Source organism: Acidovorax sp. 1608163, from assembly GCF_003669015.1.
Taxonomy (GTDB): domain Bacteria; phylum Pseudomonadota; class Gammaproteobacteria; order Burkholderiales; family Burkholderiaceae_C; genus Acidovorax.
Genome location: NZ_CP033069.1, coordinates 3,357,205 through 3,380,966 on the forward strand (window position 1 = coordinate 3,357,205; position 23,762 = coordinate 3,380,966).

The 23,762-nt window shown below is 63.3% G+C and carries 22 protein-coding genes; 5 read left to right on the forward strand and 17 right to left on the reverse strand.

From position 1 onward, the window contains the following. Window positions 1–7: 7 nt before the first annotated feature. Entirely contained in the window at window positions 8–454 is a 447-nt protein-coding gene (locus EAG14_RS14910; protein WP_099658462.1) for a hypothetical protein, read from the forward strand. 116 nt (window positions 455–570) lie between these two features. Here EAG14_RS14910 and EAG14_RS14915 read toward each other — a convergent pair whose 3' ends face one another. The 11 genes from EAG14_RS14915 to EAG14_RS14965 all read right to left on the reverse strand — a co-directional run bounded on the left by EAG14_RS14915 (window position 571) and on the right by EAG14_RS14965 (window position 12,447). Then, on the reverse strand, window positions 571–1,584 hold the full coding sequence (locus tag EAG14_RS14915; RefSeq protein ID WP_099658461.1) for an inorganic phosphate transporter: 1,014 nt from the start codon (window positions 1,582–1,584) through the stop codon (window positions 571–573). Between the two features lie 18 nt (window positions 1,585–1,602). Further along, on the reverse strand, window positions 1,603–2,250 hold the full coding sequence (locus EAG14_RS14920) for a DUF47 domain-containing protein (protein WP_099658460.1): 648 nt from the start codon (window positions 2,248–2,250) through the stop codon (window positions 1,603–1,605). A gap of 238 nt (window positions 2,251–2,488) precedes the next feature. Beyond that, window positions 2,489–2,851 carry a DMT family protein gene (locus EAG14_RS14925; RefSeq protein WP_099658459.1) on the reverse strand — a complete coding sequence of 121 codons (363 nt, stop codon included), beginning with the start codon at window positions 2,849–2,851 and terminating at the stop codon, window positions 2,489–2,491. 210 nt (window positions 2,852–3,061) lie between these two features. Continuing rightward, entirely contained in the window at window positions 3,062–3,790 is a 729-nt protein-coding gene (locus EAG14_RS14930) for an ABC transporter ATP-binding protein (RefSeq protein WP_099658458.1), read from the reverse strand. Between the two features lie 2 nt (window positions 3,791–3,792). Next, window positions 3,793–4,575 (reverse strand): ABC transporter ATP-binding protein, encoded by a 783-nt coding sequence (locus EAG14_RS14935; protein ID WP_121729360.1) that lies wholly within the window; start codon window positions 4,573–4,575, stop codon window positions 3,793–3,795. 22 nt (window positions 4,576–4,597) lie between these two features. Further along, entirely contained in the window at window positions 4,598–5,674 is a 1,077-nt protein-coding gene (locus EAG14_RS14940) for an ABC transporter ATP-binding protein (protein ID WP_099658456.1), read from the reverse strand. Between the two features lie 13 nt (window positions 5,675–5,687). After that, the gene (locus EAG14_RS14945; protein ID WP_099658455.1) at window positions 5,688–6,617 is read right to left on the reverse strand and encodes a branched-chain amino acid ABC transporter permease; all 930 of its coding nucleotides are present in this window, start codon (window positions 6,615–6,617) and stop codon (window positions 5,688–5,690) included. Between the two features lie 314 nt (window positions 6,618–6,931). Beyond that, window positions 6,932–8,290 carry a replication-associated recombination protein A gene (locus tag EAG14_RS14950; protein ID WP_099740488.1) on the reverse strand — a complete coding sequence of 453 codons (1,359 nt, stop codon included), beginning with the start codon at window positions 8,288–8,290 and terminating at the stop codon, window positions 6,932–6,934. 337 nt (window positions 8,291–8,627) lie between these two features. Beyond that, window positions 8,628–9,260: an outer membrane lipoprotein chaperone LolA gene (gene lolA / locus EAG14_RS14955; protein WP_121730495.1), complete on the reverse strand. Its 633-nt coding sequence runs from the start codon at window positions 9,258–9,260 to the stop codon at window positions 8,628–8,630. 105 nt (window positions 9,261–9,365) lie between these two features. Then, window positions 9,366–11,702, reverse strand: coding sequence for a DNA translocase FtsK (locus tag EAG14_RS14960; protein WP_099658452.1), 2,337 nt, complete (start codon window positions 11,700–11,702; stop codon window positions 9,366–9,368). Between the two features lie 67 nt (window positions 11,703–11,769). After that, window positions 11,770–12,447, reverse strand: a complete 678-nt coding sequence (locus EAG14_RS14965; protein ID WP_099740487.1) for a Crp/Fnr family transcriptional regulator — start codon at window positions 12,445–12,447, stop codon at window positions 11,770–11,772. Window positions 12,448–12,715: 268 nt separating this feature from the next. Here EAG14_RS14965 and trxB point away from each other — a divergent pair, with 268 nt between their 5' ends. The 3 genes from trxB to rpmG all read left to right on the forward strand — a co-directional run bounded on the left by trxB (window position 12,716) and on the right by rpmG (window position 14,270). After that, the gene (trxB, locus tag EAG14_RS14970; RefSeq protein WP_099658450.1) at window positions 12,716–13,669 is read left to right on the forward strand and encodes a thioredoxin-disulfide reductase; all 954 of its coding nucleotides are present in this window, start codon (window positions 12,716–12,718) and stop codon (window positions 13,667–13,669) included. A 185-nt stretch (window positions 13,670–13,854) separates the two neighbouring features. Next, entirely contained in the window at window positions 13,855–14,088 is a 234-nt protein-coding gene (rpmB, locus tag EAG14_RS14975) for a 50S ribosomal protein L28 (RefSeq protein WP_005797187.1), read from the forward strand. Window positions 14,089–14,099: 11 nt separating this feature from the next. Beyond that, a complete protein-coding gene (rpmG, locus tag EAG14_RS14980; protein ID WP_008904999.1) occupies window positions 14,100–14,270 on the forward strand; it encodes a 50S ribosomal protein L33 in 171 nt (56 codons plus the stop codon). 115 nt (window positions 14,271–14,385) lie between these two features. Here the strand turns inward: rpmG and EAG14_RS14985 are convergent, their stop codons facing one another. From EAG14_RS14985 to EAG14_RS15005, 4 genes are all read right to left on the reverse strand, one after another. Further along, entirely contained in the window at window positions 14,386–15,918 is a 1,533-nt protein-coding gene (locus EAG14_RS14985; protein ID WP_121729361.1) for a PLP-dependent aminotransferase family protein, read from the reverse strand. Window positions 15,919–16,522: 604 nt separating this feature from the next. Next, complete coding sequence (locus EAG14_RS14995) at window positions 16,523–17,737, reverse strand: fatty acid desaturase (protein ID WP_121729363.1); 1,215 nt, start codon at window positions 17,735–17,737, stop codon at window positions 16,523–16,525. A gap of 152 nt (window positions 17,738–17,889) precedes the next feature. Further along, complete coding sequence (locus tag EAG14_RS15000; RefSeq protein WP_121729364.1) at window positions 17,890–19,164, reverse strand: RsmB/NOP family class I SAM-dependent RNA methyltransferase; 1,275 nt, start codon at window positions 19,162–19,164, stop codon at window positions 17,890–17,892. 184 nt (window positions 19,165–19,348) lie between these two features. Continuing rightward, window positions 19,349–21,205 carry a M48 family metallopeptidase gene (locus EAG14_RS15005; protein WP_121729365.1) on the reverse strand — a complete coding sequence of 619 codons (1,857 nt, stop codon included), beginning with the start codon at window positions 21,203–21,205 and terminating at the stop codon, window positions 19,349–19,351. A gap of 89 nt (window positions 21,206–21,294) precedes the next feature. On the opposite strand from EAG14_RS15005, the gene EAG14_RS15010 reads away from it, so the two are divergent. Next, window positions 21,295–21,558, forward strand: coding sequence for a DUF1653 domain-containing protein (locus tag EAG14_RS15010; protein ID WP_121729366.1), 264 nt, complete (start codon window positions 21,295–21,297; stop codon window positions 21,556–21,558). A gap of 103 nt (window positions 21,559–21,661) precedes the next feature. Here EAG14_RS15010 and EAG14_RS15015 read toward each other — a convergent pair whose 3' ends face one another. Both EAG14_RS15015 and EAG14_RS15020 read right to left on the reverse strand, forming a co-directional pair. Further along, window positions 21,662–22,888 carry an ATP-binding protein gene (locus EAG14_RS15015; RefSeq protein WP_121729367.1) on the reverse strand — a complete coding sequence of 409 codons (1,227 nt, stop codon included), beginning with the start codon at window positions 22,886–22,888 and terminating at the stop codon, window positions 21,662–21,664. Further along, window positions 22,876–23,604 (reverse strand): response regulator, encoded by a 729-nt coding sequence (locus EAG14_RS15020; protein ID WP_121729368.1) that lies wholly within the window; start codon window positions 23,602–23,604, stop codon window positions 22,876–22,878. Before EAG14_RS15020 ends, EAG14_RS15015 begins: the two co-directional genes overlap by 13 nt. Window positions 23,605–23,762: the final 158 nt, after the last annotated feature.

Genomic DNA, 23,762 nt, shown 5'->3' on the forward strand with positions numbered 1-23,762 from the left:
AGCCCGCATGAAAAACAAAACCCTGGCCGCCTGGCTGGCCTTCCTGGGTGGGCCGCTGGGCCTGCACCGTTTTTACTTGCGCGGTCTGTCGGACACGCTGGGCTGGATGCTGCCCATCCCCACGGCGCTGGGGCTGTACGGTATTCAACGGGTACAGCAGTTTGGCCAGGACGACCAGTACAGCTGGGTGCTGATCCCGCTGCTCGGGTTCACCATTGCGGGCTGCGCGCTGCAGGCCATTTGGTATGGCTTGCAAACACCCGAGAAGTGGAACGCCCGCTACAACCCCGCCGCCCCCGCAGAAGCCGCCCCCGGCCAAACCCGCTGGCTCACCATTGGCGCCATTGTGGTTTCGCTGCTGGTGGGCACCACAGTGCTGATGGCCAGTTTGGCATTCAGCTTTCAGCGCTACTTTGAATACCAGATCGAGGAAGCGCGAAAGATATCGCAGTAACCGCCAGCGGCAGCCCAGACGCTGGAGCCCCAGACAAAACGCCCTGTTCGGCGATCAGCCAAACAGGGCGTTAGCGCTTTATTTATAAGCGCAAGCAGCTATTATTTCAATAGCAATCAGAACAACTGCAAGCTGATCCAGTACGCAATGGCCGCCACGAACGCGCTGGCCGGTATCGTCAAAATCCAGGCCCAGATGATGTTGCCCGCCACGCCCCAACGCACGGCGCTGGCACGCTGGGTGGAGCCCACACCCACGATGGCACCGGTGATGGTGTGCGTGGTGGACACTGGGATGCCAAGCGTGGTGGCCAGGAACAGCGTGAGCGCCCCGCCCGTCTCGGCGCAAAAGCCGCCCACCGGCTTGAGCTTGGTGATCTTCTGGCCCATGGTCTTGACGATGCGCCAGCCGCCAAACATCGTGCCCAGGCCAATGGCCACGTAGCAGCTCACGATGGTCCAGGTCGGTGGCGCCGCATCGGTGGCCGAAGCGTAGCCGGTAGAGATGAGCAGCAGCCAGATGATGCCGATGGTCTTTTGCGCGTCGTTACCCCCATGCCCCAGGCTGTAGGCGCCAGCAGACACGAGCTGCAGACGGCGGAACCATTTGTCCACCTTGCTCGGGCGCACCCGGCGGAATATCCAGGCCACCGCCACCATCATCAGCGATCCCAGCAAGAAGCCCAGCAATGGCGAGATAAAGATGAAAGCCACAGCCTTCAGAATGCCCGCTGCCACCAGCGCACCGGCCCCCGCCTTGGCAATCACCGAGCCCACAATGCCCCCGATGAGCGCATGCGAAGAGCTGCTGGGAATGCCGTAGTACCAGGTGATCACATTCCAGGTGATGGCCCCCACCAGGGCACCAAACACCACGTGCACATCCACGATGCCAGGCTGCACAATGCCCTTGCCCACCGTGGCCGCCACGGTCAGGTTGTGGAAGACAAAAATCGCCACGCAATTGAAAAAGGCGGCAAAAAGCACTGCCTGCGCAGGCTTGAGCACCCCGGTAGACACCACGGTCGCAATCGAGTTGGCCGCATCATGAAACCCGTTCATGAAGTCGAACAAAATCGCCAGCGCGACGAGCAGCATCACAACCCACAGGGCCGTTTGTACGGTTTCCATGTTGGTCCGCCCGGTGGATCAGGAGTTCTCGAGGACGATGCCCTCGATGCAGTTGGCGACGTCCTCACACTTGTCGGTGATGGTTTCCAGCAGCTCGTAGATGGCCTTGAGCTTGATGACTTCACGCACATCGGGCTCTTCGCGAAACAGCTTGCTCATGGCGCTGCGCATCACGCGGTCGGCGTCGGATTCGAGCCGGTCGATCTCTTCGCAGGTCTTGAGAGCGGCCTCGGCCACAGCGGGGTCGGCAATCTTGTCGAGCAGCTTCACGGCATCGCGCAGGCGCTCGCAGCACTTGAGGCTCAGGTCCGTGAGGCGGGTGATTTCTTCGGTCATGTGGCGCACGTCGTACAGCGCCATGGTTTCTGCCGAGTCCTGGATCAGGTCGGCCACGTCGTCCATCGTGTTGATGAGCGTGTGGATCTGCTCTCGGTCAATGGGGGTGATGAAGGTCTTGTGGATGGCCTTGTTCACGTCGTGCGTAACACGGTCGGCCGCGCGCTCGGCGTTGTCCACATCCTGGTTGTATTTGTCCCGCAGATGGGGGTCGTTGTAGTTGGCCACCAGTTGCGAAAAGGCGCGAGCCGCTTCCACGATGCGATCAGCATGCTGGTTGAACATTTCAAAAAAATTGCCTTCGCGTGGCAACAGCTTGGCAAACAGCATGGAAGCTCCTGGTGGGAATTCAAAGATACAAAAGAACGAACGCCACGGGGTACCGTGACGGTTTTGTGACGGCGGATTTTAACCGTGCGTGTCTGCCCATCGGTGGCGGCAACCACTCACTTCCAGGCGATGGCAGGCGAAAACACACCCCGCGCCGGTCGCACGACAAGCACCAACCCCAGCCAGGCAGGCCTTTGAGCGACGTTAAGCGCCTTTGTGCGCCGTTGCAGCCTGCAGCTCAGGCACTGCGAAAGATGAAATACACCGCCCCTACCAGGCACAGGCCAGCCCACAGGTAGTCCAGCTTGAGGGGCTGATCGAGGTAGAACACCGCAAACGGCACAAACACCGCCAAGGTGATGACCTCTTGCATGATCTTGAGCTGCCCCACATTGAACTGGGTGAAGCCAATGCGGTTGGCTGGCACCTGCAGCAGGTACTCAAACAGCGCAATGCCCCAGCTGACCAGTGCGGCGATGTACCACGGCGACGTGGCCAAGTTCTTGAGGTGCCCGTACCAGGCAAAGGTCATGAAGACATTGCTGGCCAGCAGCAACAAGACGGTCTGTAGCGAAATCGGCAGAGATTGCAAGGCAGTCATGGCGAAGGCGCACAGGCTAGCCCGGCGCAAAGGTGAATGCAGAGCCGTAAATTATGAACAAAATTCCACCCTCGCGCTTGACAGATAAGCGCAAGAAGCTATCAAAAACATAGCACCAAGAATGGAGCGAGCAACAAAAAAGGCACGGTGTTGCCACCGTGCCTTCCATCTGTCTCGGCCACCCCGCGCACAGCGCCAGGGGCCATGGCTTCACTCGCCCAGGTAGGCTGCACGCACCTTGGGGTCGTTCAGCAGTTCCTGGCCAGGGCCGGTCATAGTGATCAAGCCCGACTCCATCACGTAGCCACGGTCAGCCAAGGCCAGCGCACGGCTGGCGTTCTGCTCGACCAGCACGATGGTCACGCCCAGGGCGTACACATCGCGCACCACTTCAAAGATCTTGTCGACCATGATGGGCGACAGGCCCATGGAAGGCTCGTCCAGCAGCAACACCTTGGGCTGGCTCATCAGCGCACGGCCCATGGCCAGCATTTGCTGCTCACCGCCCGACATGGTGCCGGCCAGCTGGTCCTTGCGCTCGCGCAGGCGCGGGAAGATGGTGAACATCTTCTCGATGTCAGCCAGGATGCCCGCTTTGTCGCGGCGGATGTAGGCACCCATCTGCAGGTTTTCGGTGATGGTCATGCGGGCGAACACGCCACGGCCTTCCGGCACCATCACCAGGCCCTTTTTCACCAGGTCCCACGCGCCCTTGCCCTTGATGCTTTCGCCCAGGTACTCGATGTCGCCATCGTTGATCGGCAGCGTGCCGGTGATGGCCTTCATGGTGGTGGTCTTGCCCGCACCGTTGGAGCCGATCAGCGACACCAGCTCGCCTTCACGCACTTCAAAGTCCACGCCCTTGACGGCCTGGATACCGCCGTAGGCCACTTTCAGGCCCTTGACCTGCAGCAGTACCTTGTTGGATTTTTCGGCCATTCTCAATGTCCTCCGGTGCCCAGATAGGCCTCAATCACTTTTTCATTCTTCTGCACGGTGGCAGGCGTGCCTTCGGCGATCTGCTTGCCGTAGTCCAGCACCGTCACGCGATCGCACAGGCCCATCACCAGCTTCACATCGTGCTCGATGAGCAAGATGGTGCGGTTGTCCTTGCGGATCTGGTCGATCAGCTCGCGCAGTTGCACCTTCTCGGTGGCGTTCATGCCAGCGGCGGGTTCGTCCAGCGCGATCAGCTGAGGGTCGGTCGCCAGGGCGCGAGCGATCTCCAGGCGGCGCTGGTCACCGTAGCTCAGGGTGCGGGCCTTGTAGTCGGCAAACTTGCCGATGCCCACATAGTCCAGCAGCTCTTGCGCGCGCTTGGCAATCGCGGCTTCCTCTTCCTTGAAGGCCTTGGTCCGCAGCACGGCGCCCAGCAGGCCCGATTTGGTACGGATGTGGCGGCCCACCATCACGTTTTCCAGCGCCGTCATTTCTGCAAACAGGCGGATGTTCTGGAAGGTGCGGGCAATGCCGGCCTTGGCCACTTCGTGCACGGCCGTGGGCTCATAGGGCTTGCCTGCCAGCTCAAAGGTGCCGCTGTCGGGGGTGTAGAGACCGGTGATCACGTTGAAAAACGTGGTTTTGCCAGCGCCGTTGGGGCCGATCAGGCCGTAGACCTGACCGCGTTCAATCGTGATGCCCACATCAGAGAGGGCTTGCAGGCCGCCGAAGCGCTTGGAAATGCCTGCAACCTTGAGCACCACATCGTTGGATTTTTCTGCCATGTTCTAACTTTCTGCGATGGGTTCAAGTCTTCTGGGTCAGGCTCTTGCCGTGCTCGGGCGCAGGCCACAAACCGCGGGGGCGCAGCAACATGATGATGATCATGGCCAGGGCAATCAGCAGTTGGCGCAGGATGGCCGAGTCCAGGCGGCCGTCGGTCATGGCCTGCAGCGGGCCGGCCACATAGCGCAGCACTTCAGGCAATGCGGCCAGCAAGATCGCGCCCAGAATGACGCCAGGAATGTGGCCAATGCCGCCCAGCACCACCATGGCGATGATCATCACGGATTCCATCAGGCTGAACGACTCGGGCGAGACGAAGCCCTGGAAGGCACCGAACATGGCGCCCGACACGCCGCCAAACGAGGCGCCCATGCCAAAGGCCAGCAGCTTGAGGTTGCGGGTGTTGATGCCCATGGCCTTGGCAGCAATTTCGTCTTCGCGGATGGCCATCCAGGCGCGGCCCACGCGCGAGTCCTGCAAGCGGTAGCAAATCACCACGCTGATGACCACGAGGATCATGAACAGGTAGTAGTACAGCGTGACGGAGTTGATATCAAAGCCGAACAGCTCCAGGCGCTTGCCCAGGTCCAGGCCGAAGATCTTGACCGAGTCGATCTGGCCAATGCCCTTGGGGCCATTGGTCAGGTTGACGGGGTGATCCAGGTTGTTCAGGAAGATGCGGATGATTTCGCCAAAGCCCAGCGTCACGATGGCCAGGTAGTCACCGCGCAGCTTGAGCGTAGGTGCACCCAGCAAAGCCCCAAACAGGGCCGCCAGCAAAGCCGCCAGCGGAATCACCAGCCACAGCGAGGTGTGCAAGCCGTTAGGGAACATCGCGGCAAAGGCCGCAAAGTTGTCCGCCAGGTGCGGCGAGGCCATCAGGCCAAACAGGTAGGCACCCACGGCGTAAAACGCCACGTAGCCCAGGTCAAGCAGGCCTGCGTAGCCCACCACGATGTTCAGGCCCAGGGCCAGCATCACGTACAGCAGGGCCAGATCGGCGATACGCACCCAGGCGTTGCCAAAGAATTGCAGGATCAGCGGCAGGACGAGCAGCGCAATGCCGCCCAGGATCCAGTTGATTTTGGTGTTCTTCATGGTGTGAGGCTCCTCAGGCGCGATCCGCCACACGCTCACCCAGCAGGCCCGAGGGGCGCAGCGTCAGGATGATGATGAGCACAATGAACGCAAAGATGTCTGTGTAGTGGCTGCCCAGCACACCGCCCGTCAAGGTGCCGATGTAGCCCGAGCCGATGGCTTCGATCAAGCCCAGCAAAATGCCGCCCACCACCGCACCGGCCAAATTGCCGATACCGCCAAACACCGCAGCCGTGAAAGCCTTCAAACCAGGCAAAAAGCCCATGGTGTGCTGCGCAGTGCCGTAGTTGGAGGCATACATGATGCCGGCGATGGCCGCCAAGATGGCGCCAATGATGAAGGTGGCAGAAATCACCATGTCAGGCTTCACACCCATCAAAGAGGCCACGCGGGGGTTCTCCGCCGTGGCGCGCATGGCGCGGCCCAGGTTGGTGTGGTTGACCAGATAGACCAGCGAAGCCAGTGCCACGGCCGTCACGCCCAGAATCAGAATCTGCGTGGGGGTGATGAAAGCGCCGCCCACTTCGAAAGGAGTGCTGGACAGCAGCGTGGGATAGGGCTTGTAGTTAGGCTTCCAGATGATCATTGCCAGCGTTTGCAGCAAGATGGACATCCCGATCGCCGTGATCAGCGGAGCCAGCCGGGGGCTGCTGCGCAGGGGGCGGTAGGCCACTTTTTCAATGACGAAATTGAGGCTGGCGGCAACGATACAGGCGATCAGCGTGGCCAAAAGCAAAACGAGCCACCCAGGCGCGCCGGGCATGGCCTCTTGCATCAGGCCGATACAGCTCCAACTGGTGAGTGCACCGATCATCAATACCTCGCCGTGGGCGAAATTGATCAGTTGAATAATGCCGTACACCATCGTGTAGCCCAAGGCTATCAAGGCGTACATGCTGCCCAATACCAGACCGTTGATGATCTGCTGCAGCAAAATGTCCATAAAAAAGTCCTTCGTTTGTGACGTGCCCATCTTGCAGGCACCGAAATCGGTGCAGCCTTTTGGGCCCGACTGCCATCTAGCAAAAAACCCGCCAGAAATGCTGCTGCGCGGGTTTGTGGTCGGGATTGTAGCCAGTAGTCGATTCGCTCCCACGCCAGTATTGGCGGGGTTTTCCCGTGGATTTGCGCTCCATCAGGTGCAAACGCCACGCATAAGGAATTTTGATAGACCTACTGCAAATGATGTGCAAACTTATTACCGACCTCATGCAAGGTCGGCATAAAGAGGCAAATTGTTGACCCCGGTCAGAGTTTTCAGCCGTTTTCGGCACTGCCCGGCGCATCCGAAGCAGTGGCCGAGGCCGTCGCATTGCGCTCACGCAAATCGCGCAGTTTTTGCGCAATTTTGATCTCCAGCCCCCGCTCCACGGGCTCATAAAAGCCGGGCTCGGGCATGTCGTCGGGCAAATACCGCTCGCCCGCAGCAAAGCCGTCCACCTCGTCATGGGCGTAGCGGTAGCCCTTGCCGTAGTCCAGCTGCTTCATCAGCTGCGTGGGCGCATTGCGCAAGTGCATGGGCACAGGCCGGGTGCCGTCCTGCTTCACCCAGGCTTTGGCGGCGTTGTAGGCCTTGTAGACCGCGTTGGACTTGGGGGCCACGGCCAGATAGACCACACACTCTGCCAGGGCCAGCTCGCCCTCGGGCGAGCCCAGGCGCTCGTACACCTCAGCGGCATCCAGCGCCAGCCGCAGGGCACGCGGGTCGGCCAGGCCGATGTCCTCACTGGCCATGCGCACCAGGCGGCGGGCCATGTAGCGCGGGTCGGCACCGCCGTCGAGCATGCGCACCAGCCAGTACAGCGCCGCATCGGGGTCAGAGCCGCGCACCGATTTGTGCAGCGCGCTGATGGTGTCGTAGAACTGCTCGCCGCCCTTGTCGTAGCGGCGCATGCGCTCGCCAAGCACCTTGAGCAGCCAGGCATCGGTGATCTCTGGCAGCTTCTCCTGCGTGGCCGCCATGGCCAGGGTTTCGAGCGTGTTGAGCAGCTTGCGGGCATCGCCGTCGGCATAGGCCACCAAGCGGTCTATTGCTATGCTTTCCATAGCTGGTACCGCTTGATGGGATTGCGCCAGGGCCACAATTTGCTTTAAGTCGTCAGCCGACAACGGCTGCAGCACATACACCGCCGCCCGCGACAGCAGCGCGGAGTTCACCTCGAACGAGGGGTTCTCGGTGGTCGCCCCGATGAAGGTGAACAGGCCGCTTTCCACATGCGGCAAAAAGGCGTCTTGCTGGCTCTTGTTGAAGCGGTGCACCTCGTCCACAAACACCAGGGTGCGCTGCTGCATCAGCCCGTCGCGGGCCGCCTGGGCGCGCTCCACCGCCTCGCGAATGTCCTTCACCCCCCCCAACACCGCACTGATGCTGATGAACTGCGCGTCAAACGCATCGGCCATCAGCCGGGCAATGGTGGTTTTGCCCACGCCCGGCGGGCCCCACAGAATGCAGCTATGCGGGCGGCCCGACTCGAACGCCAGCCGCAGCGGCATGCCCGGCCCCAGCACATGCTGCTGGCCCACCACCTCGGCCAGAGTGCGCGGGCGCAAAATTTCGGCCAAAGGCTGGTGCAAGCCCAACGGGCTTGGGGTGGAGTCAGAGGGTTTTCGGCTCATGGGGTATGGCACCTAGTGCCCTGAGTTGGAAGTTCGTTGATGAAATAAAGAGGTCGAAATCGTCGTCAGGCAAGGCGCAAACCGCAGCGATAGCCGTAGCTATCGCGAGGATTTGCAACGCGGCATGGCGGCGATTCTCGGCATCTTTATGAAACGAATCTCCAACTCAGGACACTAGGCACAACGCGGTTTGGTCAGAAGGCTCTGCCACAGGCACACGGCATCAAGGGTAAAAATGGCCTGCAGCGCTTTATCAATAAGCGCAAGCAGCTATGCAAACCATAGCATTTTCAGCCTCCCCTCAGCTGACCACCGTGGGTTGGTGCCTTGAGGGGGCTTATTGCTTGACCACGTCCGCACCTGCAGGCGGCTTGAACTGGAAGGTGCCCGCTGGCAGCGCGGGGTTGACCTGCATGCCCTTGAACCGAATGGCCGAGCGCTGACCAAAGCTATCCACAATGTCGAGCGCCGTCAGTTGCTCGCCCGCAAAACCCACGCGCACGCTTTGCAGCTGCCCGTCCTTGGCCTTGGGCGTGGCCTGCACCCATTGCAGGCCGTCCTGGTCAGGGGCCGACTCCAGGGCGAAATCAGCACGCAAGGCCGACAAGTCTGCCGCCGAGGCAATCAGCGCGGCGGGTGTGGAGCCCAGCGCCTGCGCCTGCGAGCGCTGGGTGACCTGGTTCAGGTCCACATCCAGCAGCCACAGGGTTTGCCCATCGGCCACGATGGTTTGCTCAAACGGCTTTTGGTACACAAACTTGAAGCGCCCCGGGCGCTGGAACTCAAACGTGCCGCTGGAGGTTTTGCTGCGGGCGGCCTGCCCGTCCTTGGGCGGCGCGGTGACCACCTGCGTGAAGTCCGCACGCCCGGTGTGCGTGCCCTTCATGAAGCCTTCCAGGCTTTTAAGCCCGTCAGCGCTTGCCAGACCAGCGCTGGCAGCTATCAAAATAGTAGTGACGATTTTTTTCAAAACGAATTCCTCAAACGCGACAGCGGCAGACACCTTAGGCCCCAAACCGGTTTACCCAAGTCAGCCAACACCGCAAAAAGGCCGCACAGCGGCCCGCATAGATGTCTAAGACTCGCGCGCGGGCACCAGCACTTCGCGCTGGCCGCTGGTGGTCAGGCCACTGACCAGCCCAGCTTTCTCCATGTCTTCCAGCAAGCGCGCCGACCGGTTGTAGCCAATGCGCAGCTTGCGCTGGACGTAAGAGATGCTGGCCTTGCGGTCCTTGAGCACCACTTCCACGGCTTGGTCGTACATGGGGTCTTTTTCACCGCCTTCACCCCCGCCGTCTGCAGACAGATCGCCGTCACCTTCGACAGTTCCGCCCTCCAGCACGCCTTCGATGTAGTCGGGCTCGCCCTGGGTCTTGAGGTAGCTGACCACGCGGTGCACCTCTTCATCGCTGACAAAAGCGCCATGCACCCGAATCGGCAGGCCCGTGCCGCTGGCCATGTAGAGCATGTCGCCCATGCCCAGCAGCGCCTCCGCGCCCATCTGGTCCAAAATGGTGCGGCTGTCGATTTTGGAGCCCACCGAGAACGCGATGCGGGTCGGAATATTGGCCTTGATCAGGCCCGTGATCACATCCACGCTGGGGCGCTGGGTGGCCAAGATCAGGTGAATCCCTGCAGCCCGCGCCTTTTGAGCGAGGCGGGCAATCAACTCTTCGATCTTCTTGCCCACCACCATCATCAAATCGGCCAGCTCGTCGATGATGACCACGATGTGCGGCAGGCGCTGCAGCGGCTCGGGCTCTTCGGGCGTGAGGCTGAAGGGGTTGTAGATGAACTCCTCGCGCGCCTTGGCTTCGTCGATCTTGGCGTTGTAGCCCGACAGATTGCGCACACCCAGCTTGCTCATGAGCTTGTAGCGGCGCTCCATCTCGGCCACGCACCAGTTCAGGCCGTGCGCGGCCTGCTTCATGTCCGTCACGACCGGCGCCAGCAGGTGCGGGATGCCTTCGTAGACCGACATTTCCAGCATCTTGGGGTCGATCATCAACAGGCGCACGTCGCGCGCCTCGGCCTTGTAGAGCAGCGAAAGGATCATGGCATTGATCCCCACCGATTTGCCCGAGCCCGTGGTACCGGCCACCAGCACGTGCGGCATCTTGGCCAGGTCGGCCACCACCGGGTTGCCCACGATGTCCTTGCCCAGGCCCATGGTGAGCATGCTCTTGGCCTCATGGTAAATCTGCGAGCCCAAAATCTCGGACAGGCGGATGGACTGGCGCTTGGCATTGGGCAGCTCCAGCGCCATGAAATTCTTGCCCGGGATGGTCTCCACCACGCGGATCGAGACGAGGCTGAGCGAGCGTGCCAAGTCCTTGGCCAGGCCCACGATCTGCGAGCCCTTCACGCCCGTGGCGGGCTCGATCTCGTAGCGGGTGATCACCGGGCCGGGCATGGCGGCCACCACGCGCACTTCCACGCCAAAGTCCTTGAGCTTTTTCTCGATGAGGCGGCTGGTCATCTCCAGCGTCTCAGGCGCCACGGTTTCCTGGCGCTGCAGCGGGCCGTCGAGCAAGTCCACCAGCGGCAGCTTGCTGTCGGGCATCTCTGTGAACAGGGGCTTTTGCCGCTCTTTGACGACACGTGCGCTCTGCGGGGCATCGACCAGCACAGGCTCGATGATCTGCACAGGCTCGGGGTGGTGCTCCTCGCTCTCGGTGCGCTCTTCGCGTACCACCACCGCACGCTCACGGGCAGCCTTGCGGCCCACGGCCACGTCCTTGGCCACTTCGCGGCTCGCCAGGCTCGACTGCACCAGCGCGTCCATGCGCGCCCCCAGCCACTCAGCCACATGCCCCCAGGAGAACCGGAACACCATGGAGGCCCCCAGCACCAGCAGCACGATGCAAGCCAGCCCAGAGCCCATGAAACCCAGCCACTTCATGCCCCCAAGCCCCACGGTGTAGCCCAGCACGCCGCCGCCGTGCCCGCCGGGCAGGTAGGGCTCAAACCGGTACAGACGCGACCACTCCAAGGCCGCGCTGGCACTGACGAGCAGCACCAGCCCTACCCAGAACACCACGCGGCGCACGGCTGGCGAAGGCGAGCCCTCGGGCATTTCGCCCCCCCGCATCCAGCGGGCGAGTGATGAAAACCAGGCACAAACGGCCGCCGCCACGCACCACCACACCGAAAAACCAAACGCGAAGTAGCTGCCATCGGCCAGCCACGCCCCCAGGCGCCCCGCCCAGTTGGACACCATGCGCGACGCCCCCACGCCCGAGGAGGACCAGGACGGGTCTTGTGAAGAGTAGCTGACCAGCGCCAGCAACCAGAAAATCAGGGCCAGCAGGCCCACCAGCAAACTGACCTCATGACCGAACCGGGCGGCGCCCGTTCGGGGGGGCGACTTGGCCGCCGCAGATGCATTCAGGGTATTGAGGGAATAAGTCATAAACGTGCCGGGCAAGCTTACCCCATGGGCAGCTGGGGTCGAGGCCCGCGCCAGCGGGCCCGGCCCCTCAACTCAGGGCGTTGAGACGCTCCTTGAGCAAGGTCGACCCGTTGGGTTGGGTCTGGATGAAGGCGCGCTCTTCCAGGTCCTTCATCACACGGCTCACCATCTCGCGCGAAGCCCCCACCATCTTGGCCAGATCCTGGCGGGAGATCTTCTCGCGGATCACCCACTGCCCCTGCGCATCCTCCACCGCAAAATCCAGCAGCGCATGGGCCACGCGACCATACACATCCAGTAACGCCAGTGACTCAATTTTTCGATCGGCATGGCGCAAGCGCTTGACCAGACCGCGCATCACGACCAAAGACATAGACGCGTTCTCTGACAGGCAGCGGGCAAAGTCTGCGCGGCCCAGCAGCAGCACGTCGGTTTGCACCTCAGCGCGCACCGTGGCCGAGTGGGGCTCGTTGTCGATGATGCTCATCTCGCCGATGTAGTCCCCCGGGCCCAGCGTGGCCAGAATCACCTCGCGACCCCGGCTGTCTGCCGACACCACGCGCGCGCGCCCTGTGAGCAAGATGGACAAGGCATTGGACTTTTGTCCCTGCTCCACCAGCACCTCGCCTCGCTTGAATCGGCGCTTGGTCACAGCCCCGCTGATGACCTCGGCCTGGGCCACCGTCAACAGCGAAAACAAAGGTACCCGGCGCAGCAGGTCCAGATTGGACAACATCGTCGACATGGAAAGACTTCTCCTCAACAAAGGACGCGGCTCCACTGGCGCCGCAACAGGTCATGGCTTACACAAAACGCGGCCCAGGCCCACAGGCACTGCAGGGGCTACCGCCGGATTTGCGTAAGTTCTACAGGTTTTTGATGGGTTCTTACAATCGCCGTGATTGAAAACGGGCTGCCCTTGAAAGCCTCCGCCCAGCGGATACTTGGCAACCCTCCCCCATTCTCCAACAGCGCCACTCTACCGGTCGGCGCGCAAAACACAGGCTTGTACCATGTCCACCACCCAACACGCGAAAGTTCTGATCCTTGGCTCTGGCCCTGCAGGCTACACCGCTGCCGTCTATGCGGCACGTGCCAACCTGAACCCCGTGCTCATCACCGGCATGGCCCAAGGCGGGCAGCTGATGACGACCACCGAAGTGGACAACTGGCCCGCCGATGTGCACGGCGTGCAAGGCCCCGACCTGATGCAGCGTTTTCTGGAGCACGCGGAGCGCTTCAAGACCCAGATCATTTTCGACCACATCAACAAGGTCGATTTCAGCAAGCGCCCCTTCACACTGACAGGCGACAGCGGCACCTACACCTGTGACGCGCTGATCCTGGCCACGGGCGCATCGGCCAAGTACCTGGGCCTGCCGTCCGAAGAAGCTTTCATGGGCCGGGGCGTCTCGGGCTGCGCCACTTGCGACGGTTTCTTCTACCGCGAGCAAGACGTTTGTGTGGTGGGTGGCGGCAACACGGCCGTAGAAGAGGCGCTGTACCTGTCGAACATCGCCCGCAAGGTCACCCTGGTGCACCGCCGCGACAAATTCAAGGCCGAGCCCATCCTGGTGGACAAGCTCAATGAGAAAGTGGCGGCAGGCAAGATCGAGCTGAAGGTGTTCCACACCTTGGACGAAGTGCTCGGCGACAACACCGGCGTGACCGGCATCCGCATCAAGAGCACGCAAGACGGCAGCACCCAGGACATCGAGCTCAAGGGCTGCTTCATCGCCATTGGCCATGCCCCCAACACCGAAATCTTCCAGGGCCAGCTGGAGATGGACAACGGTTACATCGTCACGCAAGGCGGCCTCAAGGGTTTTGCCACGCAGACCAGCGTGCCCGGCGTGTTTGCCGCAGGCGACGTGCAAGACCACGTGTACCGCCAGGCCATCACCAGCGCGGGCACAGGCTGCATGGCCGCACTGGACGCGCAGCGCTTCCTGGAACAAGGGGCTTGATCAAAAAGAAGGCCGCAGGCTATAATCTGCGGCTTTGCTGAATCCTGCCCGCCAACTTGGTGGATATTCAGATTCTGCAATCGGGTTACCGCCACCCTTTCTGGCGAGGTGAGGCCGCTAGCGAGCCCCGCGCACTGTGCCGGGGCGCCCGCAAATGGCCGTTAATAAGTTATCGGAGTGTCCTCATGGCACGCGTCTGCGACGTAACGGGCAAGAAGCCCATGGTCGGGAACAACGTTTCCCACGCCAACAACAAAACCAAGCGCCGGTTCCTGCCGAACCTGCAATACCGCCGTTTCTGGGTTGAGAGCGAAAACCGCTGGGTTCGCCTGCGCGTTTCGAGCGCTGCCCTGCGTTTGATCGACAAGAACGGTATCGACTCGGTGCTCGCAGACCTGCGTGCACGTGGTCAGGCTTAAGGAGAAGCACCATGGCAAGCAAAGGCGGACGCGACAAGATCAAGCTGGAATCCACTGCGGGTACTGGCCACTTCTACACCACGACCAAGAACAAGAAGACCATGCCCGAGAAAATGCTGATCATGAAATTTGATCCAAAAGCTCGCAAGCATGTGGAATACAAGGAAATGAAGCTGAAGTAATTCAGCGGCATTTCGCCAAATTCCCCAAAACCGCCCAACAGCAATGTTTGGCGATTTTTTTACGTCGATGGCTTGGGCCCGTGATAACCCACAGCCCAACCACTCACCCACACATTCAGGCAGCCCTGGGCACAGGCAGCGCGTCTACGCCCCGGCCCTGCCCCAGTTGCTGCGCCATCAACTCGCCCAGCGTGCGGTAGCCCTCTTCCACCTGTGGCGTGAAGGGCATGCCGCAGCTCAATCGCAAAAAATGCTCATACCGCCCGGTATTGGAGAACATGGGCCCCGGCGCAATGCGGATGCCGCACTGCAGAGCCTGGTCGTACAGGCGCGTAGACGAAATGCCGACGGGCAGCTCCAGCCACAGGCTGAGCCCGCCCGGCGGCAAACTCAGCCGCGTGCCCTGCGGAAAATAGCGCGCCACGGCCCGTGCGGACTGCTCACGCTGCAAGCGCAGCTGTGCACGCAGGCGGCGCAAATGGCGCTCATAACCGGGCGAATTCACGCTGCGCGCCGCCAGCAGTTGCGACCAAGTCTGCATGTTGCGCGTGCTGGCAAACTTGAGCATCTGTACCCGGGCCTGCCACCGGCCCGCACTCATCCAGCCCTGGCGCAGCCCGGGGGCAAAGCTCTTGCTGAGCGACGCGCAGTAAATCACCTGGCCCGCATCCCCAGGCCGGTCCCACGCCTTGACAGGGCGCAGCGGGTGCGAGGTTTCAACAAACTCCCGGTAGATGTCGTCCTCCACCAACGCCAGCCCATACTCCACGCACAGCGCCACCAGGCGCTGCTTGTGGGCATCGGGCATCACGCTGCCTTGGGGCATTTGCAGGTGCGGCACCACCACCACCCCCTTGAGGCGCGGCTCGTTGCGCGCGGCCAGCTCCAGCGCCTCCAGCGACATGCCGGTGTGCGGGCTGCTGGGAATCTCCAGCGCCCGCAGCCCGCGCACCTCAATGGCCTGCAAGATACCAAAGAAGGTGGGCGACTCGACAGCGATCACGTCGCCGGGCTCAGCCACGGCGTCCAAGGCCAGGTTCACCCCCTCTGAATTGCCCAGGGTGGCACTGATGTCACTGGGCGCCACACTCAGCCCAAACCCCAGGGCGTGGCGGGCCATGGCCTGCTGAAACTCTGGGTGGGTGGTGGGCGCCGAGGGGCCATAAACCAGGATGTCGGGCTGCTCGCGCAGCAGGCTGTGCGCCAGCCGGTTCAGCGCCGTGGCATCAAACAAACTCGGGGCCGGCATGGCGCTGCCCAGGTCCAGTGGCAGCGGGCCCGCCAGCCGGGCTTTTTCCAAAAACAGGGAGATGCGCTCATTGATGCCCGCAAACACGCGGGGGTCGCTGGGCAACGGCTCGCACACCTCAGGCTCACGTGCACGGGGCAAGCTGGCGCTGCCCGGGGCACGCACAAAGTAACCCACGCGCTCGCGCGCCTCCACACAGCCCTGGGCTTCCAGATGGCGCAGCCCCTGCAACGCAGTGGTCAAGCTGACTTGGTGGCGCTGACACAGCTCGCGCACCGAAGGCATGCGCATCCCCGGCTGCAAGCTGCCAGAGGCGATTGCCTTCTCATACAGGGCCGCCAACTGGCGGTAGCGCGGGGTATCGGAGCGGTTTTCGCCGCGGTTTTCGGAGCGGGTCATGGCGAACGTGAGAGCCGGTTCAAAGGGAAAGAACTGAACGGGTCCGCCCATCATGCCCACAAGCCAGAAGGCACAACAGATACAGAACCACAGCAATAGCACCATAACAGTGCCTTGCTTATCGCAACTGTTCTGCTCCATGAAAGCCGGTAGTGTGTCTACCAGCACTGCACCGTTTTTCTTACGCTGAAGGCCCTCATCCAGCCATCGAGAGAACCCCATGCAGCCACCCCAAAGACGCGCCGATTTCAGCGCATCGTCACCCTCTTGCATCCTGCCGCTGCGCGCCGGGCAACACCGGCTGACTTGTCTGCCACCCGGGGCCACCTTGCAGGTGCTGCAAGGATCGGTAGACGTTGCTACGGGGCCCCTGGTATACGGCCAAGTGCTAACCACCAGGCGGCAGGCTTTGCATGCGGGCGACATGCTGCAGCCTGACGGGCAAGAGACGGCCACCTGGGTACATCTGCGCAACGCGGGTACCGCCCCAGCGCGGGTGCTGTGCACAGAGCCAGCCACAGGCCCCAGCGCAGCCGCGTGGCTGCGGCAAACCTGGCGGAGCATTCAACGCTGGGGCAATGCGCTGCCCCGGCGCACCGCTGGATCAAGCCTGGGCAGAACGCAGGCGTAGCGAAAAATCGCGCAATGTGGCGATGCCGCTTTCCTCAGCGCGGCGGCACCAAGCCTGCAAATCGGCCGTGAGCTGCTCGCGCGACTGGGTGGTGTTAAGCCACAGCTGGCGCAACTCCTCCCGCATGGTGACCATCTTGTCGAGCGCCGGGTAGGCTGCACGCACCTGGGCCAGTTGCGGCAAGGCCAGGGCAGGCACCTTCTCGGCATCACGGTGCAGCCAGCGCTTGGCGGCCTTGAGCACCGACACATCCCCATGGCGCGCCTTGAGCGCGACCATTTCTTCCTTGCAGGCCTGGCGCACGCCACGCGCATAGCCAGCCATCACTTCGTAGCGGTTGGCAATCAAGGCTTCCAGCGTCTTCTCATCGGCCACGGGTTTGATGGCGCCCAGCTGCAGCTTGGGTGGCACCTTCTTCACGGTGGCCCAACCCACCTTTTGCATGAGGCTGATGTACAGCCAGCCAATGTCGAACTCGAACGGCTTGATCGAGAACTTGGCCGCCGTGGGGTAGGTGTGGTGGTTGTTGTGCAGCTCTTCCCCGCCAATCAGGATGCCCCAGGGCGAGAGGTTGGTGCTGGCGTCTTGCGCCTCAAAGTTGCGGTAGCCCCAGAAGTGCCCCACACCATTGACGACACCTGCCGCCCAGAACGGAATCCAGACCATCTGCACCGCCCACACCGCAGCACCTGCAGCGCCAAACAAGGCCAGGTTCAGAATCAGCATGAGGCCCACGCCCTGCCAGCCAAAGCGGCTGTACACGTTGCGCTCCACCCAGTCGTTGGGTGTGCCGTGGCCAAACTTCTGCAGGGTCTCGGGGTTATTAGCCTCAGCGCGGTACAGCTCGGCACCGCGCCACATCACGGTGTCCAGCCCCCGCGTCTGCGGGCTGTGCGGGTCGTCCGGCGTTTCGCACTTGGCGTGGTGCTTGCGGTGGATGGCCACCCATTCCTTGGTCTGCATGCCCGTGCCCACCCACAGCCAGAAACGGAAAAAGTGCGAGGGGATGGCATGCAGGTCCAGCGCCCGATGGGCCTGTGCACGGTGCAAGAAGATGGTCACCGCCGCAATCGTGATGTGGGTGGTGAGCAAGGTGTAGAGCACGATTTGCCACCAGGCCAAGTCCCACAGGCCGTGGCCCAGCCAGTCGATGGCGGCGTTCAGTACAGCCCAGTCGGGTAACAACATATCTTTTCCAGCCTTTTCACACGCAGACACGGCCCCGCCGACAGGCGAAAGGCCGATTTCATTTTAGAACCGCGTTACTTTTTGTGGTTCAGGGTTCACCACAGGTTGACGCCCGGGCCGCGCAAAGCGGGCAGCCCGAGGTGGCGCCAAGCTCAGTCTTTGCGCGTCCACACAGCGGCAAAGAACCCGTCGGTCTGGTGGCGGTGGGGCCACAGGCGCAGATAGGCGCTGCCCGTTTCGCCACCGCTGCACAGGCTGGCGGCCTGCGCCACCTTGAGCTGGGCCAGGGCTTCACCCGCATCCAGCGGGATGAAATCGGGGTGCGCCGCGCTGAAGGCCTCGGCAATGGCTTCGTTCTCTTGCGGCAGGATGCTGCACGTGGCGTACACCAAGCGGCCACCGGGCTTGAGCAGGCGGGCGGCGCTGTCCAGGATGGCGGTTTGCTTCGCCACCAACTCTTGCACGGCCTTGGCAGACTGGCGCCACTTGAGGTCCGGGTTGCGGCGCAGGGTGCCCAGGCCCGAGCAGGGAGCATCCACCAGCACCCGGTCGATCTTGCCGGCCAGGCGCTTCACGCGCTCGTCACGCTCGTGCGCGATGGCTGCGGGGTGGACATTGGACAGGCCACTGCGGGCCATGCGGGGCTTGAGGGCATCAAGCCGGTGGGCCGACACATCAAACGCGTACAACCGGCCCGTGCTGCGCATGGTGGCGCCAATCGCCAGGGTCTTGCCACCGGCACCGGCGCAGAAGTCCACCACCATCTCGCCGCGCTTGGCGTCCAGCAGCAGCGCCAGCAGCTGCGAACCTTCGTCCTGCACCTCGATGGCACCCCGGGTGAAGGCGTCCAGCTTGGTCAACGCGGGCTTGCCCTCGATGCGCAAGCCCCAGGGGGAGTAAGGTGTTGCTACAGATTTAATAGCTGCTTGCGCAAGTTCCTTCTGCACATCGGCCCGTTTTTCTTTCAAAACGTTGACGCGCAAGTCCAGCGGCGCGTTCTGGGCCATGCTTTCGGCAAGGGGCCAGAAGTCGTTGCCCAACTGGTCCTTGAGGGGCTGCACCAGCCACTCAGGCAGGTTGTGGCGGTGGCGCTCCATCAGGTCGTCAGGGCTGACGGTGTCGCACTGCTCCAGCCAGTTCTTTTCCTGGTCGGTGAGCGCGCTTTTCAGAAAATCGCGCGGGCCATGAAAGCCCAGGATGGCCAGGCGACGCTCTTTGGAACCCGAGCCCGAGGGGGCCAGGTGGTCGAACAAGAGCTTTTTGCGCAGCACGTTGTAAACCGTTTCGGCCAGCGTGGCGCGCTCACGCGGGCCCAGCCCGCGGTTGTCGCGAAAGTAGCGGGACACCACGGCGTCGGCCGGGTGTTCAAAAGTGAGGGTGAGCCGAACCAATTCGGCACAGGCGTCTAGAAGGACTTTGGGATGCATCCCCCGATTGTCTACTGTTAAGCCCCCCTGAGTCACCTTCGGTGCCTTCCCCCGGCGGGGGACGCCCTCAGCGCGGCGGGGCGGCCCTTGCGCGAGGGCACTGGCCTGCACCACGCCAGTTGCACAGGCAGAGAGCGATAAAGCATGGGTTGGTAGTCGAAAAACCCATCCCCTCACTTGACCCTTAGCGTGTGTAGATAGGGTCAAACGCCGAGCGCTTGATCTCCTTGAGCGTGGGCGATTCACCCGCCCACAGCACCAGCAGGGGGCCGGGCAAGCTCAGGGTGCGCTCCAGCCAGCGGCACAGGTCGTAGCGGTCTTCGTCGTCCATGCCGGGCAGCTCCACAAACAGCAGATAGGCCCGGCGCTGTGGGTGCTCGCGCAGGTTCTTGCGCACCAGCCAGGCGCAGGCCACGGGCGCGCAGCGGGCCAGTTCGGCCTGGAATTCGCCCAGCTCGAACTCGCTGAGATCGTTGCGGGCAATGTGGCTGAAGTACGAGGCGTTGCTCAACTCCTCCCAGGCGCGCTCTTCAGACTCCTGGGCCCGCTCCAGTCGCTTGCGCCACTGCTTGAAGGCGGCGGCGTCATGGTCGTAGCCGATGCGGGGGGTTTCCAGCTCGGCCAACGCCGTGCGGGCAGCCCACCAGCGGTCGTTACTGCCAGCGTCCCACAGGCGATGCAGGCAGGCCAGCTTGGCGGCGCGGTCGCCATCGGGCAGGCACTGGGCCAGGCCACGCAGGGCGCCGGGGTGCTCGGCGCTGCGCTCCAGTGCCAGTTCGTACAGGGGACGCACTTCGGCGCGCGGGTCCAGGTGCTTGCGCAGGCGGGCCAGCTCCACCAAATCGGCGGCGCTGGCCTGGGCCATGCCGGCCTGCAAAGCCTCGGCCCTGGCGCGCACGCGCTGCAGCCAGGCGTGGTGCTGCTTCCAGTCCGACGCGTTGGCGGCGCACCATTGTTTGTCGAAGTGGGCGATCCAGCGCTTGGCTTCGTCCTTGCCCAGCAGGGCCAGGGCGCTGCCGCGCGACCAGTCGGGCAAGGTGCCCGCCACGTCCAGAGCCTCCAGTCGGTCGCGCAAGCCTGGGTGGGTGTCGTCCAGATTGCTGATGCGCTTGAGCGCCTGGCGCAGCGCATCGTTGGCGAAGGCCGCCTCGGGCGCGTCGGCCATCAGGCGGCGCAGCCCACGGAAAGGCCCCACGGGCAGCGGGTTGGCCGCAGCGGTGCACCAGTGGTCGCGCCAAAACTCGGTCTGCAGCCAATGGCCCCGAATTTCCACCTCAATCAGCGCAGCCGCCATGGCCTCGCGGCCCGACAGGCGCCCGGCCACGTTGTCGGCTTCGTATTCATCCTGGCGCGCCAGGGCAAAGGTTTTGGCGGCAAAGCGAGGGAAGTACCAGCGCAAGAAGGCCTGCGTGGCCGCTCCGGCCAGGCCCTCGTCGTCACCCAGGCTTTTGTTGAGCTGCATCCACGACCAGCGGGTGCGGTAAATCCAGGCGCCAAACTGGCCGTGGTCGCCACGCAGGTGGCCATATTCGTGGCCCAGCACCGCCAAGAAGCGGGTGCGGTCCAGTGCCATCAACAGCGGCAGCCCGATGACCAGGTAGTTAACCCCACCGCCAAACAGACCGTAGCGCGGTATCTGCTGGATGCTGGCGTTGAAGTCGTCGCTCAGCAGCACATGGTGGATGGGTGGGCCTTTGATCTTGCGGCGGATGCGCTCCAGCGCATCGAACAGCTCCGGCGCTTCGGTGGCAGTGATTTCCTCGCCCTCAGGCGGGGTGATGCGCAGCCACAGCGCACGCAGGCTGAACCACAACAGACTGCCCGCCGCCAGCAGCATCAACAACAGCCCCAGGCGAAAGCGTCCAAACAACAGTTGCTGCACCGCCCAGGCCACCAGGCCCAGGGCCAGGACAAAGCAGCCCAGCACCCAGGCGTAGCCCAAGGCGGCAAAAGCGGCTACGCTGCGCCGGTAAGCGCCGCTGTTTTCAGCGCTGTCTTGCTCGCTGGTGCGCACCAAGTGCACAAAGTCTGCCCATTCCACAGGTCAACCCCTCCCATTTTGTTTTTTGGATGTACCGTGCGGCGCGGCCATGACGGCCAAGCAGCCCGGTACAACCCGCCATAGTAACCATGAACGGAAAACTCCCTGCACTCACCCCTACGCCCGTCGGCCTGTACCGCCACTACAAGGGCCTGATGTACGAGGTGGTGGGCACCGCCCGCCACAGCGAGACGCTGGAGCCCATGACGGTGTACCGCGCGCTGTATGGCGAGCACGGGCTGTGGGTGCGCCCGGCCGCCATGTTTGCCGAGCAAGTGGAGATCGACGGGGTGCTGCGCCAGCGGTTTGAGAAATGCCAAGAACCGGCCAAGGGCGAAGAGGCTGCGGACTAGATTGCTATCAAATAAATAGCTGCTAGCGCTTATCCAATAAGCGCTAGCAGCTATTTTTACTTCAAACCACGCCAAAACACGGGCGACCAGCGCAGCCCCTGCCCTACCCGCCGGGGCCCGCACCGGGTGAACGCGGCAGCAGCACCTCGGCCAGTAAGCCGCCTGCTGGCGCGTTGCTCAGGCGCAGCAGCCCGCCGTGGCGGCGTGCAATGTCTTGCGCAATGGTGAGGCCCAGCCCCACCCCGCCACTGTCGCGGTTGCGTGAGGCCTCGACCCGGTAAAACGGAGCCATCACACGGGCCAATTCGGCCTCGGGCAGGCCGGGGCCATGGTCGCGCACGGTGATGCGCAGTTGCTCGGGTCCGTCATGCAATGCCAACTCCGCAGCGCCACCGTAGCGCACGGCATTGCCCACCAGGTTGTCCAGACACCGGCGCAGCGCACCGGCCTGCACGGGCAAAGGGGCGGCATGGCCCTGCACCGTCACGTCGTGGCCCATGTCCTGGTGGTCGTCGGCCAGGCTGTGCGCCAGGGCTGCCACATCCACCAGTGCCATTGGCTCGGCGTGGGCCACGCCGCGCAGGTAGTCGAGCGTGGCGGTGATCATGGCGTCCATCTCGGCAATATCGCGGCCAAAGCGCTGCTGGTCTTGCGGGTCTGCCAGGCTTTCGGCGCGCAGGCGCAGGCGGGTGAGCGGCGTGCGCAGGTCGTGCGATACGGCGGCCACAAAGCCGTCGCGGTCGGCCAGTTGCTGGCGCAGCCGCTCTTGCATCTGGTTGAAGACGCGGCTGGCGTCGCGGCACTCGGCAGGCCCGTCTTCGGGCAATGGGGGGCGGTCCAGGTTGCGCCCCAGCTCTTGCGCGGCGCTGGCCAGGCGGTGGATGGGCTGGGCCAGCCAGCGGGCGGCCCACCAGGCGGCAGCGATCAGCACGGCCAGGCGCACACAAATATCCAGCAGCAATCCCAATTGCAGCGATAAGGGTGCGTCGAGCACCTGCCTCAAGCTGGGGGAGCCGGGGCGCGGGCCTGGCCCGCCACGGCCGCTCGGCTCAGCGGCTGGGGGCATTGGCGGGGCAGGCGCAGGCGCCGCCCCTGCCGCTGCCGGGGCACTGCGGTCGGCCCAGGCACGCGGTGGGCCTTCACCCCCTGGCCCACCGTGGTGCGGCGGCGCGGGCCGCAACTCCCACATCAAAGACAGCGCCAGCACATGGCTGGCCAGCACGGCCACGATGAGCAGTACCGCCAGGCGCCCAAACAGCGTGGAGGGCAACCACCAGGCCACCGCAGAGCGCGCCCATGCGCGGCTGCCGGGCAGTGTCAGCGCAGCCATCCCACCTGCCCTTGCAGGGTGTGCACATGAAAGAGGTAGCCCGCGCCCCGCACGGTGCGGATCATGGAGGGCGAGCGCGGGTCGTCCGCCAGCTTGGTGCGCAGGCGCGAGACCAGCAGATCGATGCTGCGCTCGAACGCATCCATGGCGCGGCCCCGGGCCTGCTCCATGAGCTGGTCGCGGCTGAAGATGCGCCGTGGCATGCGCAAGAAGGTGCACAGCAGCCGAAATTCGGCGTTGGACAAAGGCACCACCACGCCCTGCGGCGAGCGCAGGTGGCGCTCCACGCAGTGCAGCTCCCAGCCGTCAAAGCGCACCACTTCGTCGGGGCCTTGGCTGGCCGGCTGGCCCTCGTGGGCCAGGCGGCGCATCACGGTCTGGATGCGGGCCACCAGCTCGCGCGGCTCAAAGGGTTTGGCCATGTAGTCGTCAGCCCCCATCTCCAGGCCCAGCACGCGGTCATAGGGGTCTGCCCGGGCAGTGAGCATGATGATGGGCACGCGTGATCGCTGGCGCAGCTCGCGCGCCAGGGTGATGCCGTCGGTGCCGGGCAGCATCACGTCCAGCACGACCAGGTCGACCGAGTGGGCGGCCAACTGCGTCCGCATGGCCGCTGCATCGCCCGCCGCCAGCGTGGTGAAGCCAAAGCGGGCCAGGTATTCGGTCAACAGGGTGGTGATCTCGACATCGTCGTCCACCACCAAAATGGTTTGCATGGGCAGGGGCAGGGCTAAAAGACCCACCAAGTTTAGGCAGCCCCCAGCCACGGGCTTGCGCAGAACTGGCAGGGTTTTACCCCCCAATTCAGCGCATGAAACCGCGCTTTGTATCGACCTTGGTACAAACCGGACAAACACCATTGACACGCCCCACC